At 53.3% G+C, this 16,319-nt stretch carries 15 protein-coding genes and 1 other annotated feature; of the genes, 13 read left to right on the top strand and 2 right to left on the bottom strand.

What is annotated here, in order from left to right:
* Nucleotide 1 precedes the first annotated feature (1 nt).
* The 5 genes from resB (at nucleotide 2) to ltrA (ending at nucleotide 7,234) form a co-directional block, all read left to right on the top strand.
* Nucleotides 2-1,693 (top strand): cytochrome c biogenesis protein ResB, encoded by a 1,692-nt coding sequence (gene resB / locus NYE48_RS17580; RefSeq protein WP_340999588.1) that lies wholly within the window; start codon nucleotides 2-4, stop codon nucleotides 1,691-1,693.
* Nucleotides 1,690-2,952, top strand: a complete 1,263-nt coding sequence (gene ccsA, locus NYE48_RS17575; RefSeq protein ID WP_212946858.1) for a cytochrome c biogenesis protein CcsA — start codon at nucleotides 1,690-1,692, stop codon at nucleotides 2,950-2,952. The genes resB and ccsA overlap by 4 nt, the downstream gene beginning before the upstream one ends.
* 194 nt (nucleotides 2,953-3,146) lie before the next feature.
* Entirely contained in the window at nucleotides 3,147-3,863 is a 717-nt protein-coding gene (locus NYE48_RS17570; protein WP_036709948.1) for a response regulator transcription factor, read from the top strand.
* Between the two features lies 1 nt (nucleotide 3,864).
* The gene (locus NYE48_RS17565) at nucleotides 3,865-5,307 is read left to right on the top strand and encodes a HAMP domain-containing sensor histidine kinase (RefSeq protein WP_212946851.1); all 1,443 of its coding nucleotides are present in this window, start codon (nucleotides 3,865-3,867) and stop codon (nucleotides 5,305-5,307) included.
* A 535-nt stretch (nucleotides 5,308-5,842) separates the two neighbouring features.
* A complete protein-coding gene (gene ltrA, locus NYE48_RS17560) occupies nucleotides 5,843-7,234 on the top strand; it encodes a group II intron reverse transcriptase/maturase (RefSeq protein ID WP_340996822.1) in 1,392 nt (463 codons plus the stop codon).
* Between the two features lie 99 nt (nucleotides 7,235-7,333).
* Here the strand turns inward: ltrA and serA are convergent, their stop codons facing one another.
* Nucleotides 7,334-8,926 (bottom strand): phosphoglycerate dehydrogenase, encoded by a 1,593-nt coding sequence (serA, locus tag NYE48_RS17555; protein WP_036709951.1) that lies wholly within the window; start codon nucleotides 8,924-8,926, stop codon nucleotides 7,334-7,336.
* 305 nt (nucleotides 8,927-9,231) lie between these two features.
* Nucleotides 9,232-9,465: a binding site (T-box leader), on the bottom strand.
* Nucleotides 9,466-9,724: 259 nt separating this feature from the next.
* Here serA and NYE48_RS17550 point away from each other — a divergent pair.
* Genes NYE48_RS17550 through NYE48_RS17540 form a run of 3 tightly spaced genes read left to right on the top strand, consistent with a single transcriptional unit; the run spans nucleotide 9,725 to nucleotide 11,618 of the window.
* Entirely contained in the window at nucleotides 9,725-10,318 is a 594-nt protein-coding gene (locus NYE48_RS17550) for a CPBP family intramembrane glutamic endopeptidase (protein WP_340999587.1), read from the top strand.
* On the top strand, nucleotides 10,315-10,776 hold the full coding sequence (locus NYE48_RS17545; protein WP_340999586.1) for a hypothetical protein: 462 nt from the start codon (nucleotides 10,315-10,317) through the stop codon (nucleotides 10,774-10,776). Before NYE48_RS17550 ends, NYE48_RS17545 begins: the two co-directional genes overlap by 4 nt.
* Nucleotides 10,770-11,618 carry a metallophosphoesterase gene (locus NYE48_RS17540; RefSeq protein WP_340999585.1) on the top strand — a complete coding sequence of 283 codons (849 nt, stop codon included), beginning with the start codon at nucleotides 10,770-10,772 and terminating at the stop codon, nucleotides 11,616-11,618. The genes NYE48_RS17545 and NYE48_RS17540 overlap by 7 nt, the downstream gene beginning before the upstream one ends.
* Nucleotides 11,619-11,682: 64 nt before the next feature.
* Here NYE48_RS17540 and NYE48_RS17535 read toward each other — a convergent pair whose 3' ends face one another.
* Nucleotides 11,683-12,585, bottom strand: coding sequence for a polysaccharide deacetylase family protein (locus NYE48_RS17535; protein WP_340999584.1), 903 nt, complete (start codon nucleotides 12,583-12,585; stop codon nucleotides 11,683-11,685).
* 93 nt (nucleotides 12,586-12,678) lie between these two features.
* On the opposite strand from NYE48_RS17535, the gene NYE48_RS17530 reads away from it, so the two are divergent.
* The 5 genes from NYE48_RS17530 (at nucleotide 12,679) to ypeB (ending at nucleotide 16,305) form a co-directional block, all read left to right on the top strand.
* Nucleotides 12,679-12,972 carry a hypothetical protein gene (locus tag NYE48_RS17530; protein WP_036709957.1) on the top strand — a complete coding sequence of 98 codons (294 nt, stop codon included), beginning with the start codon at nucleotides 12,679-12,681 and terminating at the stop codon, nucleotides 12,970-12,972.
* A gap of 187 nt (nucleotides 12,973-13,159) precedes the next feature.
* On the top strand, nucleotides 13,160-13,774 hold the full coding sequence (locus NYE48_RS17525) for a genetic competence negative regulator (RefSeq protein ID WP_036709960.1): 615 nt from the start codon (nucleotides 13,160-13,162) through the stop codon (nucleotides 13,772-13,774).
* Nucleotides 13,775-13,864: 90 nt separating this feature from the next.
* Nucleotides 13,865-14,560 (top strand): glutamic-type intramembrane protease PrsW, encoded by a 696-nt coding sequence (gene prsW, locus NYE48_RS17520; RefSeq protein WP_036709964.1) that lies wholly within the window; start codon nucleotides 13,865-13,867, stop codon nucleotides 14,558-14,560.
* Between the two features lie 68 nt (nucleotides 14,561-14,628).
* A complete protein-coding gene (locus tag NYE48_RS17515; RefSeq protein ID WP_197069962.1) occupies nucleotides 14,629-14,778 on the top strand; it encodes a hypothetical protein in 150 nt (49 codons plus the stop codon).
* A gap of 162 nt (nucleotides 14,779-14,940) precedes the next feature.
* Nucleotides 14,941-16,305: a germination protein YpeB gene (ypeB, locus tag NYE48_RS17510; RefSeq protein ID WP_212946843.1), complete on the top strand. Its 1,365-nt coding sequence runs from the start codon at nucleotides 14,941-14,943 to the stop codon at nucleotides 16,303-16,305.
* The last annotated feature ends 14 nt before the right edge of the window (nucleotides 16,306-16,319 follow it).

Here is a 16,319-nt window from a genome sequence, read left to right as displayed (position 1 = left end):
AATGTTGCAAAAAGTCATCGCTTTTAAAAACACCAAATGCGAATGCGGCCACCAGAACCCGGTCGGAACCGTGCTGTGCGAATCCTGCGGCAAACCGCTTGACGAAGAGGAGCAAAACTCGAAGGAAGTTTTGGAAATGCGGTACGACGGGATGGCCCGCCGTTCGCAGCGAGCCAATCCGAATATCATCGACCGGATCTGGAATTTTTTTGCCTCCGTCAAAATCGCGGTTTACATGATCATCCTGACCCTGCTGGGTTCGATGCTGGGCACGATTTTTCCGCAGGAAAACACGTTCCTGAACATCGATCCATCGACATACTACAAAGAAACCTACGGCACATGGGGGCTGATTTATTACAAGCTTGGATTAACGCATACGTATGAATCCTGGTGGTTCATCCTCCTGCTTGTCATGATCGGCGCTTCGCTCGTCATCTGCAGCCTGGACCGCGTCCTTCCGCTGTACAGAGCACTGAGCAAGCAGCAAATACTTAAGCATATGCAATTTCTGACCCGGCAGCGCGTCGTTTATCAAGGCAAGATCGAAGGCGATTCGGAAGAATGGGTCAAGCAGGCCGCGGTTCCGATGAAGAAAAAGGGGTATCGCGTGCATACCGACGGAAACGCTCTCTTGGCCGAAAAATACCGTTTCAGCCGCTGGGGGCCGTACGTCATTCATATCGGTTTGATCATCTTCCTGCTCGCCGTGTTGGCCCGCGGTTTGCCCGGACTGAAAATGGACCAGCATATCGCCTTCCCCGAAGGGGAAATCAAACATATTCCGAATACTTCTTATTATCTTAAAAATGAGAAGTTTACCGTGGAGTTTTATTCGGAGGAGGACATGCCCGAGGAGTTCCGCAATCAAGGAAAGGTGCTCCCGAAATTGTTCAACACGAAAGCAACGCTTTACCACTGCACGGCGGATTGCGATGACCCGACCAAAGAGCCGAAGCTTGAAGCCGTCGCCCAACATGACATTCAGGTCAACGACCCGCTGGATTACAAAGGGTTGAAGGCGTATCAATTCGATTACGATTTGACGCCGGTCCTGCGATCGGTCAGCCCGTCGCTCGTCGATGCCAAAACGGGCAAGGAGCTGGGCAAATTCAAGCTGGACATCAAAAATCCGCAGCGGAATTACACCGCAGGCGATTATTCGCTGGAACTGAAAGAGAAATACAATGATTTCGGCCTGGACGAAAACGGAAGGCCCGTAACGAAAACTCCGAATCCGAACGCGCCTGCATTCCTCTTTTTGATCAAAGGGCCGAATTTGCCGGCTTCGGGCATGCAATACATCTATTTCCCGAAGCAAATCGATAAAGAGCGCTTCCAGCAGGACGCCATCAACGAAAAGATGAACGGCGGCACGCCGCCGCTGATGCTTGACGTGAAGGGAATGGAAAACGTCGACTTTTCCATGTCGACGACGTACCTGAACATCCGGGTGGACAAAGTGATGCCGTTTATCTGGGTCGGCGCGGCCATCGTGATGATCGGGCTCGTGCTCGGCTTTTATTGGCAGCATCGCCGGATTTGGCTGCGGATCGACGACGGCGTGCTGACGCTCGGAGCGCATACGAACAAAAACTGGTTCGGCATTCGCCGCGAAATCTCGGCCATTTTGAAAAAAATGAATTTGGACGTGGACGAAAAGTCCCTGGATAACGGAGGAAAACACGCATGAATGATTTGTTATCTATCAGCAGTAATATGTTTGTCGTCGCCTTTTTCCTCTACTGCGCGGCATTCATATTATTCGCTGTCGCCCTGATGGGCCGCAGGTGGAGCAACCGGGACCCGGTCGCCCATTCGAAAAAGTGGGGCAAAATCGCCTTCATCGGATCCGCGCTTGGCTTCATTTTTCATCTGATCTTTTTCGTGACGCGCTGGATCGGAGGGGGACATATCCCGGTCAGCAACATGTACGAATTTATGTCCTTCCTGTCGATGATGGTCATGTTTGCGTTTACCGTGGTTTACCTGATCTATCGAAAGACGCTGCTTGGACTGTTTGCGGTGCCGATTTCCATCATCATTATGGCATACGCCGCCGTATTCCCGCAGGAAGTGCAGCCGCTGATTCCTTCGCTGCAATCGTACTGGCTGAAAATCCACGTCACGCTGGCAGCGGCGGGCGAATCTTTCTTCGCCATCGGTTTTGCGGCAGGCTTCATGTATTTGATCCGTACCGTCGATTTCAAAAGCAAGGATAAAAAAGCGAAAAGGCAGCAGCGCTGGGTCGAGGTCGTATTTTTTTCCGTCATTCTCGTTATTTCCTTTATCGCGACCGTATTTATTTTCCGTGCGGCCGGCTACGAATCCGTGTTTACCCAAACGAAGGTAACCGGACAGCCCGGTGCGGAACAAACGGTCACGCAAACGGTGTCGTACAAGCTTCCGCCGATCGTCGGACCGTACCAAAGCAAAGTCGTCAGCTACGAACCGTTCCTCGGCATGACGAAGCCGCTCTTTAACGCGCCGTCCTGGATGAACGGGGTCAACGCCGGACGCAAATTCAATACGATCATCTGGTCCTTCATCACCGGCATCATTTTGTACGCCGTGTTGCGCCTGATCGCGCGCAAGCCGCTTGGCCGGGCGGCGTCGCCGATGATGGAAGGGATCGATCCGGACGATCTGGACGAAATCAGTTACCGTGCCATCGCCATCGGCTTCCCCGTATTTACGCTGGGCGCCTTGATATTCGCGATGATTTGGGCGGAGATCGCCTGGGGAACGTTCTGGAGCTGGGACCCGAAAGAAGTATGGGCGCTCATATGCTGGCTGTTCTACAGCGCATACCTGCATCTCAGACTGTCCCGCGGCTGGCAGGGCGGCAAATCCGCCTGGCTGTCGGTCATCGGTTTCCTGGTCGTCATGTTTACGCTCGTCGGGGTCAACCTCGTCATTGCAGGCCTGCACTCCTACGCGGGCGTGGATTGAGCATATCGCCAAAACGAATAACGCAGTTGCAAGAAAATCCGTTTCCTCATTTGAAAGTTGGATGTCGAAGCGGATTTTCGCTATAATTGTCCCTATAAGGGTATGTTTTTTCGCATAATTTGGGATGCTGCAAATCGGGCTTCGGCCGTTTCCTTTTTTTGCGCCATTCCTGAACTAAAAGGGGTTGTTGTCTAATGTCAGAGCATGCAAACCGGATACTGGTAGTGGACGATGAAGAGCGGATTCGCCGTCTGTTGAAAATGTATCTGGAGAAGGAAGGATACGAGGTGGAAGAGGCGGAAGACGGGGAGACCGCGCTCCGCAAAGCCGCCAATCAGGATTATGGACTTATTTTGCTTGATTTGATGCTTCCCGGGATGGACGGCATGGAGGTCTGTTCCCGTTTACGACAGTTAAAATCCACGCCGGTCCTGATGCTGACGGCCAAAGGGGAGGAGATCAACCGCGTGCAAGGGTTCGAGGTCGGGGCGGACGATTACGTCGTGAAGCCGTTCAGCCCAAGGGAAGTGATCTATCGGGTGAAGGCGATTCTCCGGCGCGCTTCGGCAACGGCGTATTTGTCCAAAGACAGCAATTCCAGCAACAACATCGTGTTCCCCCATCTGGTCATCGAGCATGACGCGCACCGGGTGACGGCAAGCGGGCATGAAGTCAGCCTGACGCCAAAGGAATACGAGCTGCTGCATTATCTTGCCGTATCGCCCGACAAGGTGTTTTCGCGGGAAGAACTGCTTAAGGATGTGTGGAATTACGAGTTTTTCGGCGATTTGCGCACCGTCGACACGCACGTCAAACGATTGAGGGAAAAGCTGAACAAGGTATCCCCGGAATCCGCCGCGATGATTACGACCGTATGGGGCGTCGGTTACAAGTTAGAGGTGCCAAAGTAACGTGAACTTCTGGACATCGCTGGTCGGAAAACTGTGGGCGACGATCATTTGCCTGGTTGCCTGCATACTCATCATTTTAGCCTTGTTTCTGCTCCCGTACATCGACACGAATTTTTCGAACAATTCCGGAGATATCAAACGTTTGTTTACGTACACGGCCATCATCGGTTTTTCGATGACGACGTTTTTTGCCCTGTTTCTGCTCACCAAAATCACGCAGCCGATGCAAAAGCTGATCCGCGCGACGGAAGCCATCAGCAAAGGCGAATACAGTACCCGCCTATCGATTGTGACCAGCGACGAAATCGGCAAGCTGGCCAATACGTTTAACCATATGGCGGCCGAGCTGGAGGACAATATCCGCAACCTGAATCAGGAGAAGGAACATTTGGCGAGCGTCCTGCGCAGCATGAGCGATGCCGTGATCACGATCGATACGTCGGGACGCATCATTTTGACGAACCCGCCGGCCCAGAAGCTTATTCCGAAGTGGAGGGACATCGATTGGGATTTGGAGCAGGAGGGCGAATTGGAAGGCAATGCGGAGGAAAAGGTGCCGAAGCCGCTGCTTGACCTGTTCGAACGCATGCTGAAGGAAAGCGCGGACGTCAGCGCCGACGTCCATGTCAAACAAGGGGTATGGTCGGTGCATATGGCGCCGTTATATGCCGAGAATGATATCCGCGGGGCGGTGGCGGTGCTGCGGGATATTACGGAAAAAGTCAAGCTGGAGAAAATGAGGCAGGACTTCGTGGCCAATGTTTCGCATGAAATCCGGACGCCGCTTTCGATGATGCAGGGATACAGCGAGGCGCTTCTGGACGGCATGGCCGCTTCCCCGGAAGAAAGCCAGGAGCTGATCCAGGTCATCCATGACGAATCGCTGCGGATGGGCCGTCTCGTGAAGGATCTGCTCGATCTGGCCCGAATGGAAGCGGGGCATACGGACATCCAGCGCAGAAGGGTGGACGTCAACGAAATGCTCGAACGCGTATACCGGAAATTCTCCGTTCGGGCCAAAGAAAACGGCATCGAGCTTATTTACGATAAAAAAACTTCCGACTTGGTGCTTGAGGCCGCGGACGAAGACAAACTCGAGCAGGTGCTCACGAATTTGCTGGACAACGCGTTCAGGCACACGCCGGGAGGCAAACAGATCCGGATCGTCGCCGACAGGACGGAGGCGGGCCCCGCTTCCGAACTCCTCATCAAAATCGAAGACGAAGGGGCGGGAATCCCGCGCGAGGATCTGCCTTACGTTTTCGAGCGGTTTTATAAGGCGGACAAGGCGAGGGTCAGAGGTACGTCGAACGGTACGGGGCTCGGCCTTGCGATCGTCAAAAGCATCGTGGACGCGCACGACGGAACCATCCGCGTTTCGAGCCAGGTCGGGGAAGGAACCGTATTCTCGATACGGCTTCCTGTCGAAAACGATAAAGCTTGATCAAAAGGCAAGAAACACCTCAAACCGGGGTGTTTTTTGTTGAAGTTGCGAGATAAATCTTGTTCAACGTGGAACAAATAAAAGCGCATGCCGTTTGAATCGGGCATGCGCTTTTGTTGGTACGCCCAGCATGGGCGTCATCTCTAGGGTGAAAGTCCCGAACGGGGGCTGGCGAGCGCCTACCGTTAGCCAAGGGCAAGGGTGTCTGCCGCGAGGCAGAATCTGAAGGAAGCCGGAGGCAAAAGCACGGGCCAAGGTACACGAACTGGATTTGAGGCAGGGATAGCCGGATGAGCTGCCCGAACACAGCGAAATCCCAAGCCGCCAAGAGCTATTTCTGTAAACTCCAGTGGTCGCGGGCGGAAAGATGACGTTCTTATCTGGGGAGGCCTGCGGGAGGAAAAAAAATGCGAAGTCACTTCGTAACCGTAACCGAGAGGTTGCGCTGAACCCGCAGGAGTCAGCAGAGGTCATAGTACGTGAGTACGGGACGCCGGAAAGCGGAAGGACCGAACCGAAAGGAGAGAGGAAACCGATGCGTTCGAGTGAGGAGCAAAGAAAGCCGAATATCCCGCAAGGGAGCTGCCGACAAAGAGGAGCGGTGAAGCCGCAAGGGTATGTTGGAGCGCCGAGCTCTTCACCGGCACAAGTCGCCCCTTCCCCTCGCGAAGATCAAAACGACTTGCTGGAGAAGATGCTCGAAGGAAATAACCTTCGGCTCGCCTACAAACGAGTGGTTCAAAACGGGGGAGCTCCTGGTGTGGACGGCGTAACGGTAGCCGAGCTACAAGCTTACCTGAAAACCCACTGGGAAACGGTGAAAGCCGAACTTCTGGCGGGAACCTACCGGCCGGCGCCAGTCAAACGGGTGGAAATCCCCAAACCCGGAGGCGGCGTACGGCTGCTGGGCATCCCGACCGTGATGGACCGTTTCCTCCAGCAAGCGCTTCTGCAAGTGATGAATCCGATATTCGACGCAGACTTCTCGTGGTACAGCTACGGCTTCAGACCCGGAAAGCGGGCGCATGACGCGGTGAAGCAAGCGCAGCGGTACATCCAAAGCGGCCGAAGATGGGTCGTAGATCTGGACCTGGAGAAGTTCTTTGACCAAGTGAATCACGACATGCTCATGGCAAGGGTGGCGCGGAAGGTGAAGGACAAGCGAGTACTGAAGCTGATCCGAGCCTACCTGAGTGCCGGAGCGATGGAAAACGGAGTTTGCCAAAAGACAGAGGAAGGAACCCCCCAAGGCGGTCCGCTGAGTCCGCTGCTGGCAAACATTCTGCTGGATGATCTGGATAAAGAACTCACCAAGCGAGGCTTGCGCTTCGTCCGCTATGCGGACGACTGCAATATCTTTGTCGCAAGCAAACGGGCAGGTGAACGTGTCATGAGATCGATAACTCACTATGTAGAAGGAAAGTTGAAACTGAAGGTGAATCGGGACAAAAGTGCCGTAGACAGGCCGTGGAATCGGAGATTTCTTGGTTTTAGCTTTCTGAGGAATAGACAGGCGACGATTCGTCTGTCCCCTAAGACGATCTCCCGATTGAAGGAGAAAGTCCGGGAGCTAACGAATCGTTCCCGGTCCATATCGATGGAAGAGCGAATTTTAAAATTGAACCGCTACCTCATGGGATGGATTGGATACTTCCGGATAGCTTCTGCCAAGGGCCACTGCGAGAGATTCGACAAATGGATTCGAAGAAGACTGCGCATGTGCTTATGGAAACAATGGAAGCGAGTGCGTACACGTATTCGAGAACTCCGCGCCCTGGGCGTGCCAGAATGGGCCGCTTTTATGATGGCCAACTCCCGCAAAGGAGCTTGGGAAATGTCCCGAAACATAAATAACGCCCTTCCGACAACCTATTGGGAAGCGAAAGGGCTGAAAAGTTTGCTTTCTCGTTACTTGGAACTTCGTTAACCTTTTGGAACCGCCGTATGCGGACCCGCATGTACGGTGGTGTGAGAGGACGGGGGTTTGCCGCCCCCTTCTACTCGATTATTTCGCGTTTGATCTTTATTACAGCGTGATTTCGATCGCGCCGTTTAATCCCGGCAGCGTCGTCAGCTGCGTCAGCACGTCTTTTTGCACGGCTTTATCGACCGTCAGGATCATGATGGCTTCCCCGCCGATAATTTTGCGGCCGACCTGCATCGAAGCGATGTTGACGTCGTTTTGGCCGAGCAGGGTGCCGACGCTTCCGATCATGCCCGGTTTGTCATGATGGGAGATGAGGATTTGATGCCCTTCCGGCGCGACATCCACCGGGAATTTGTTGATTTGCACGATCCGTTCGCCGTAACCGTTCAGCAGCGTTCCTGCGACAAGCGTTTCTTCGTCGTTTTGCGTTTTCAGCGTCACCGTGAGCAGGTTGGTGAAGCCTTTGGATTTCGACGCTTGCGTGACGACGACGTTGATGTCGCGGGATTTGGCGAGATGCATGCAGTTGACGATGTTGACGTTTTCGCTGCCGAGATGATGCGCCAGCACGCCTTTGACGATGTACCGGGTCAACGGAAGCGTGTCAACGTCGGACAATGCGCCCGCGTAGTCGACGTGAATTTCGTTTACGGCCTGGTTGGCGGATTGGGCCGCGAAGCTTCCCAGCTTTTCGCCGATCGAAAAATAAGGCTGCAGGCGGCTCATGACGCTGGCGGCGACCGGAGGCATGTTGACCGCGTTTTTGAACGGTTCGTTCCGCAAGATGTGGAGCACTTCTTCGGATACGTCGATCGCTACGTTCTCTTGGGCCTCCACGGTCGAAGCGCCAAGATGCGGCGTAACGATAATTTTCGGATGGTTCAGGAACGGATGATCCTGCTGCGGCGGTTCGCTTTCAAACACGTCGAACGCGGCGCCGGCAACGATGCCTTCGTCGATCGCTTCCACCAGGGCGCGTTCGTCGATGATGCCGCCGCGGGCGCAGTTGACGATGCGCATGCCTTTTTTCATCACTTCGAACTGCGGACGGGAGATCATATGGCGCGTATCCGGCGTCAGCGGCGTATGCACGGTCATGAAATCCGCGTTCCGCACGATGTCGTCGACGGAGGCCAGCTTGACCTCCATTTTTTCCGCCCGCTCTTGGGTCAGGAACGGATCGAACGCCAAAATGTTCATGCCAAACGCTTTGGCGCGTTTTGCGACTTCGCTGCCGATCCGGCCCATGCCGAGCACGCCCAGCGTTTTGTTGCGAAGTTCGACGCCAAGGAACGATTTGCGGTCCCAAACTCCGCCGATCGTTTTGGCGTAGGCTTGCGGTATGTGGCGGGCAAGGGCCATCATCATCGCAAACGTGTGCTCGCATGTGGTGATGGTGTTGCCGTCCGGAGCATTAATGACGATAATGCCGCGTTTGGTTGCCGCTTCCAGGTCGATGTTGTCCACGCCGACGCCGGCGCGGCCGACCACTTTCAGCTTGGTGCCGGCTTCCATGATTTTTTCGGTGACCCGCGTCTGGCTGCGGACGAGCAGGGCGTCGTACTCTCCGATAATCGCTGCAAGCTCGTCTTCGCCAAGGCCCGTCTTTTTCTCTACCTGGACATCGGCGGCGTCCATCAACTGCTGGATTCCCAGATCGCTGATCGGATCCGATACTAATACTTTAAACATGGTTTCTTCCTCCTTTAATCTGTAAAACAAAAAATAAAATATGATGGAAGGGATGCTTCCCGAAAGAAGCATGCCCATAAAACACGTGAAAAGGATGTTTCGGATACGGCTGCATTGCAGCGTTATATAATGCAATTCGGCGCTGTATTCCAAAAGCAACGCGGTACTGTGCAAAAGAATACACGTACAACGCACCGCGGATTCAAGCCGCAAGGGATGCTGAACGGACTTGCAGTCGATGCTGAACAGACTTGCGATGAGGAGTATATAACAAAAAAACTCTCAATCCGCACACTACTTGCGTAGCAAGGGACGAGAGTTGTTCGTGGTACCACCCTAATTCACCGCCGGATTTGACGCCGGCAGCCTCAGAGGCCCGATAGAGGCCTATTTGATAACGGAAATTACCCGGCTGCACCTACTGTAAAGTTCAATGCAGCTTCTCTGGAACGCTGAAGACGTCTTGCCCGCCACCGGTTTGCACCAACCACCGGCTCTCTGGAGGCATTCAAGGGTCTTTTTTCCTTCATCGGTTTTGACTCGATAATTTTTTTCATAATGTATCATGGCCCCGCGGCTGCTGTCAATAGGAAAACTTCGGGCTTCTTGAATCTTTTGCGAGAAATCTGATATGATTTTGATGGTGTTTCATGGCGTTTTTTCACAGGCTCTATCATACCTTATCGCCTCATGGCGCAGCTTCGGAGGCGGCGATTTCCCGAACGCGGCAAAATGCGATATGATAGAGGTGAGGGCGAACGAACTTTGTAGCTAAATTATACGACAGGCAGGCAAAAGATGAAAAAATTCAAATTCCGTGCGCCTAAACTGAAACAGGCCACTCCCGATCAGCTGACGGACCGTCTGCTGCTGATCAATCTGTACCTCACCCAAGGACTTACCTTCATTATCGGAATCATTTGGATATTGTTTCAGAGAAGAAATCCCCTGGAGCTGTTTGCCGTGCAGCCGGGTTCCTATTTTTGGGCGTGGGGCCTCGGCCTTGCGGCCGTGATGTTTCTGATCGATTTTGCGGTGTCCCGGATTACGCCCGAGGAAGTCATGGATGACGGAGGAATCAACCAATTGTTGTTCCGGAAGCGTCCCGTTTGGCATATCATATTCATAGCCGCCGTCGTCGCGGTATGCGAGGAACTGCTGTTCAGGGGCGCAGTACAGCATTCGTTCGGCCCTTATTGGACCAGCATCCTGTTTGCGGCGATCCATGTCCGTTATCTGCGGCATTGGATTCCGACGGCATGGGTATTCTTAAGCAGCTATGGGCTGGGTTACATCTACATACATTCGGGCACGCTGCTTGCCCCGGTGGTATGCCATTTTGCCATCGACTGCATTTCCGGTTTGGTCATACGATTTCGGAGGGAATCATGAGTACTGAGTTAAGCAGAGTCAAAACGTATAATAGCCGAAAAAAAAACGCTAGAAAAAAGCCCCCCTTGCCGGCGCAGGACGGCAATCAACCGGTCATTGAAAAGTCGCGCCGGGAGCGTTTGAAGACTGCGGGGGCGACCTTAAGCAGGGTGAAGGCAAGGAAAGAGCGAAGCGAAGCTCCCAAGCCGGAGGAGGAAGTACGGGGAAAAAGCGCCCCGCTCGAGCCGCCGGGTTCGTTCCGCTCCCGGTCTGCAAGGCATAAAGCAGGACAAGAAAGAGTTCGAAACGCGGGGGGAGAAGAAGATGGCACCCCAAGCCGAACCGACAAATACACCTCAAGGAAAATCGTCGTCAGCAAATATTTTACGAATTCGCTCTTTTTCCTTTTCCTGGTCCTGACGATGTTTTTGGTGTATTGGGGAGTCAAGGGCGCCCCTCCGCTGGAGGATCTGTGGTAACGGCAGCGCTCCTGTGGAGCGCCGGCCTGATCGCGGCCTGCTGCGTCCTGCTTTTTGCAAGGATGTCCTATGAAGCAAGGATGCACGCGGTCACCCGTTCAGAGGTAAAGCTTGAAAGATTGCCGGAGGCGTTTGACGGAAGCCGGATTTTTTTTATTTCGGATATTCATAAACGAAAGCTTTCGGAATCGTTTTTACGGACGATGGAGGGGAAGGCCGACTGGGTGATCCTGGGCGGCGACATTATGGAAAGGAACGTGCCTCTGGAACGCGTCCGGGAAAATTTGAAGCTTCTGTCGCGGATCGGCCCGATGTACGCGGTATACGGCAACCATGACCTGAAAGCCGACCCTGCGGGTTTGGCCGCTGCGCTGAAAGAAGCCGGAGGCAGGCTGCTGAGGAACGAAAACGTCCTGCTGGAACGGGCGGGCGACCGCATCCTTCTTACCGGCGTGGACCAGCCGCTTCAAAAGCGCGACGGGTACCCCGGGCTACCCGAATTGCCTCCGGGGACTTCGGATCTTTGCCGGATCGTCGCCGTTCATGATCCCGTCTGGATTCAGCACGTGCCCGAAAAGCCGGCGGACCTGATTCTTGCAGGACATACCCACGGGGGGCAAATCCGTTTTCCGTTTCTCGGCGCGCTTCGGCTGAACCGGTTTTACCGCAAATACGATTGCGGATGGTTCCGGTGGTACCAGCCCGGGGCGGACGTTCAAAGGCCGCAAATGCTAATCAGCCGCGGATTCGGCAACCGGCGGGTAACGCTTCGTTTATGCTGTCCTGCCGAAATGCATCTTATTCGGCTTCGCAGGGCGATCCCCGATCAAACCGAGGCATAAAGCCAATACGCCAAATAGGCGTTTCTCGCCGGCATAACCGGGAGAAACGCCTTTTTTTGGTTTTTTAGCGCATTTCAAGCTCGATGCTGCGCGGGTCCACGAAGGAGTAGCCTTTGCTTTCCAGCTTGGTCAAAAGCCCGTCCAGCGCTTCGGCCGTCCACGGGAGCTCGTGCATCAAGATATTGCTGCCGGCGTGGAGCTGGTCCATGACGTTTTGGATGACCTGTTGGGGGTTGTCCTTTCCTTTGGATTTCATCGTCCAATCCAGGGACCCGTTGGACCAGGTCATGTAGAGGAGGCCGTTTTCCTTGGCGACCTTTTTGCCGATATCGCCGCCTTCGCCGAAGGGCGGGCGGAAAAATACCGGCGCTTCTCCGATCGTGGCTTTCACGATGTTTTGCACGTCTTCGATTTGCTGCCTTACTTTCGCTTCGGGCTCCTTCCGCAGGGAGATATGGTCCCAGCTATGGTTGCCGACGATTTGGCCGCGATCGTGGATCAGCTTCAGCAATTCGGGATTTTCTTTTACCCGGTAGCCGTTGACGAAAAAGATCGCTTTGGCGTGATGCTTGTCCAGCGTATCGATCAAACCGTTGATCCATTCCGCTTTTTTCGGACCGTCGTCGAACGTGAGCAGCACGACCTTTTTCTCCGTCCCTTCATCGTTAGGAACGATGTTGTAGGCTTTGTTCATGTGGTACTTCAGCGGAACGGCCGCCGGGGCAGCGTCGTTTGTGCTTTCCCCGCCTGCGGGTTGGCCTGAGCCGCCGTTTCCCTGCTCCGCGCCCGTTTCGCCGGCGGCCTGATTCGCCCCGTTTCCGTTTGGCTTCGCCGGCGCTTTTTCTTTTGTTTCGTCCTGCTGCTGTACCGCCGTGTTGGCTTTTTTGGTGGCCGCCTCGTCTTTTCCTCCGCATGCGCTGAGGAGCAGCGCCGTCATAAGAAGCAGCGCAGCCGTTTTTCTTACCATTATTTCATCTCGCTTTCCTGTTTTTTTGCCGCATGAGCATGCCGTAATCCGTGAACACTAGACTTGATTTTATCACATAAGGAGGTTGTAATTGTGAATACTTCGTCATTTATAAGCGGCGTTTTGATTGGTGCGGCGGCAACTGCCCTCGTCTCCAGAAGCAGAGGCAACATCACTTCCGCCATCGCCAGCAACGCGGGCAAAATGATGGACATCGGCTCGATCGGTTCCATCGGCATGAACAACCATGAATCCCGTTATTCGGAACCCCGTTCCAAAGCGGAAAGCATGAAGCAAATCAATGAATTCATCCACAGCAATCCCGACGTAAAAAGGGAAGTGGATTCGATTCTGAAGGAGACAAACACCGTCATTCCGGGCTTGTAAACGATTGAAAAACCATAAGAATCATTTTTGGGGCGACAGCGCCCAAAATGATTCTTTTTTTGTCTATTTTACAGCGTGCATTTTGGGATATATAATGATAACATACTTACATAGAACTATTTTCAGCACACCATTATGGGAGACATCATAATTTGTTATAACATTGCTTACAGAGGAGGATCCTGTCATGAAAATAGAACGATTAAGCTCAGATAAGATACGGATTTTCCTCACGTTCGACGATTTGAGTGAGCGAGGAATTCAGAAGGAAGACATGTGGAAGGAACTTCCCAAAGTCCACGAGCTGTTCACCGAAATGATGGATCAGGCCTACAACGAACTCGGTTTCGACGCAACCGGACCGCTCGCCGTGGAAGTTTTTGCCCTTCCCGCTCAAGGCATGGTCGTCATCGTGACCCGCGGAAAATATGATTATCAGCACTACAGCCACTTAGGGGAAGATGAGCTCCCCGAGGAAGTGTACGAAATGGAAGTCACTTTGGAGCAAAGCGACACCATCGTTTACGCGTTCGGCGATTTTGAAGTGCTGATCGAAGCAGCGCATGTTCTTGGCGGTCACATCACCGAGGAAGGCCGTCTTTATCATTATAGAGATAAATGGGTTTTGTTTATCGATCCGGACAACATCGATTCCGGCAAGCTTCCTTCGCTGATCGCCGTTTTGGCGGAATTCGGGGAAGCCACTTCCTATACGGAAGCGGTCCTCGAGGAATACGGCAAGGTGGTTATGCCGGAAAAAGCCATTGCAACGATCCGTGAACATTTCAAAAGACAGGACTAAAGCTTGTCATCCCATGGGCATTCCTTTGCTTCATGGGATGAATTGCGTTTAATTCATGCGGTATTTTAATCAGAAAAAGGGGGAAAAACGGTGCTTTGGTTTTCGGTTATAGCTTCGGCGTTGGCGCCGGGTCTCGCCCTTTTGACGTATTTTTACTTGAAGGACAGATATGAGCAGGAACCCCTCATGATGGTCGTCAAAGTGTTCGTGCTCGGGTTTTTGATCGTCGTGCCGGTGATGATTATCCAGCGGGGGATGACCGGCGGGTTTGGCGGCAATCCATACGTGGAGTCCTTTGTCATATCGTCTTTCGTCGAGGAATTTCTGAAATGGTTCGTGCTGTACCATATGATCTACAACCATACCGAGTTCGACGAGCCTTATGACGGCATCGTATACGCGGTGGCGATCTCGCTCGGATTTGCGACCGTCGAAAACGTCATGTACGCCTGGTACAGCCACGCATCGATCGGCGCGATGTTCCTCAGGGCGCTGCTCCCGGTTTCCGGACACGCGATGTTCGGCGTCATGATGGGGTATTACCTCGGCCGGGCCCGTTTTTCCAAAGGCGCGAAAGCCAAACGTTTTCTGGTGTATTCCATGGTTATTCCGTGGTTCTGGCACGGCGTGTACGACCTGATATTGGCGACCATGACCCAATATTGGATTTGGTTCATCGTTCCGCTGATGGCCTTTTTATGGTACGGAGGCATGGGGAAGGTCACCCGGGCCAACAACCGCTCTCCTTTCCGTTTCCTTAAACGCGAAGAAGAGGTTAATATGTGACGAAAATGGGCACACTTGATCCTATGAACTTCCATTCCTGGAAATTTATTTGATCGGGGGTGCTTTTTTTGCGCGTAAAAGTGACGATCGTGTGCAAGCAGTGCGGAGAGCGCTTTGTTTTGCGGGGCAAAAGGGATCGGGGCCGGATCGAGACCGGATTTAAGCAATGCCTTTGCAACAACAAAAACCATTTCGACATCGAAGAGCTCCCTTTTTAACCGGCACAGAAAAATGGCGCTTACCGCTGCCAATTGATGCATAAGACTCCTTTCTTCTTGTCAAACTAACAGCAGCAACCAGTAGAGTGATCCATCAGCCGTTATCAAAGCGAAAAGCTTGGTTTGATCGGTTCAGCTGAAGAAAGGAGACTTAAAGCAATTATGTACAAGCGGTTAAGCGCTGTTTTGTTTCCCATCGTGACTCTCCTGATGATCGGCGCATTTGTGTGGGGGTACCAGGAGAACCAGGAAAAAAACTCGATTTTGATTAAAGCCGAAAACCAATACCAGCGTGCGTTCCACAACTTGTCCTACCACATGGACCGGCTCCACAGCGAGCTTGGCAACACGCTGGCCGTCAGCTCTTCCTCCAATGCGATGCACCGCAAAGGGCTTATCAACGTATGGAGGCTGACGAGCGAAGCCCAAAACGAGATCAACCAGCTTCCGCTGACGATGCTCCCGTTCAATAAAACCGAGGACTTCTTGTCCCGGATTTCGAACTTCTCGTATCAGACGTCGATGCGCAATCTCGAAAAGGAACCGCTCACCAACGATGAGCTGCAAAACCTGAAAGTGCTGTACAAAAACTCCGGCGAGATCACCAAGCATCTGCAAGACGTCCAAAGCAAAGTGATCAGCAACCGCCTGCGCTGGATGGACGTGGAGAGCGCCATGGCGTCCGAAGAGAAGCAGATGGACAACACGATCATCGACGGCTTCAAAACCGTCGACAAACGCGTCGGGGAATACCCGGAACTAAACTGGGGCCCGGCCGTATCGAGCATGTATGACAAACGGTCCGTCAAAATGCTTTCCGGCACGGCCGTATCGAAAGAGGACATCAAACGCAAGGCGGTTAAGTTCGCGGATGCCGGTGCTGGAGCGTCGGTCCAGGTAACCGAAAACGGGAAAGGAACGGACTGGGAATCGTACACCGCAACCGTGAAGGCGAAAAATCTGCCGGCCGTCGTTTCGATGGATTTTACGAAAAAGGGCGGGCTTCTCATCAGCTACCATGACAGCCGCAAAATCGGACACAAGGCGGTGACGATGGAGCAGGCGAAAGCCAACGCCGACCAGTTCCTCAGCAAAAAGGGTTACAAAGGCATGACGGCCGTCACCGCCGACCAATACGGGAATATGGGGAACCTGACCTATGTGAGCACGCAGGACGGCGTGCTGATCTATCCTGAAAAAATCACGGTTCGCGTCGGTTTGGACAACGGCGAGGTGACGGGGTTCCAGGCCAGCGATTACGTTTATGAGCATAAAGAGGGCAAGCGCAACTTGGCAAAACCGAAAATGGGCATCGCCGAAATCCGGAAAAAATTGAATCCGGAATTCAAGGAAACCTATCACCGGCTGGCGCTCATCAAGGACGATTTGGGCAAGGAAACGCTTTGCTACGAAATCGGGGGCAACATCAACGGTTCAAGATACCGGATGTACCTGGACGCGAATGACGGGTCCGAAAAAATGGTGGAGGAGCTGAAATCCTCCGACCGTCAGGCTGCAGTCCGGTAAAATAGACTTTTATA

This window comes from Paenibacillus sp. FSL M7-1455 (assembly GCF_038004655.1).
In the GTDB taxonomy this organism is placed as follows: Bacteria; Bacillota; Bacilli; order Paenibacillales; family Paenibacillaceae; genus Paenibacillus_AQ; species Paenibacillus_AQ cookii.
The sequence above is the reverse complement of the archived record's forward strand: the minus strand, read 5'-3'. Positions and strand labels throughout refer to the sequence as shown.

Bases quoted from the DNA above. Each gene is read 5' to 3' on its own strand.
- resB (WP_340999588.1), top strand. From the start codon at position 2: ATGTTGCAAAAAGTCATCGCTTTTAAAAACACCAAATGCGAATGCGGC.
- ccsA (WP_212946858.1), top strand. From the start codon at position 1,690: ATGAATGATTTGTTATCTATCAGCAGTAATATGTTTGTCGTCGCCTTT.
- NYE48_RS17570 (WP_036709948.1), top strand. From the start codon at position 3,147: ATGTCAGAGCATGCAAACCGGATACTGGTAGTGGACGATGAAGAGCGG.
- ltrA (WP_340996822.1), top strand. From the start codon at position 5,843: ATGCGTTCGAGTGAGGAGCAAAGAAAGCCGAATATCCCGCAAGGGAGC.
- serA (WP_036709951.1), bottom strand. From the start codon at position 8,926: ATGTTTAAAGTATTAGTATCGGATCCGATCAGCGATCTGGGAATCCAG.
- NYE48_RS17550 (WP_340999587.1), top strand. From the start codon at position 9,725: ATGAAAAAATTCAAATTCCGTGCGCCTAAACTGAAACAGGCCACTCCC.
- NYE48_RS17545 (WP_340999586.1), top strand. From the start codon at position 10,315: ATGAGTACTGAGTTAAGCAGAGTCAAAACGTATAATAGCCGAAAAAAA.
- NYE48_RS17535 (WP_340999584.1), bottom strand. From the start codon at position 12,585: ATGGTAAGAAAAACGGCTGCGCTGCTTCTTATGACGGCGCTGCTCCTC.
- NYE48_RS17525 (WP_036709960.1), top strand. From the start codon at position 13,160: ATGAAAATAGAACGATTAAGCTCAGATAAGATACGGATTTTCCTCACG.
- ypeB (WP_212946843.1), top strand. From the start codon at position 14,941: ATGTACAAGCGGTTAAGCGCTGTTTTGTTTCCCATCGTGACTCTCCTG.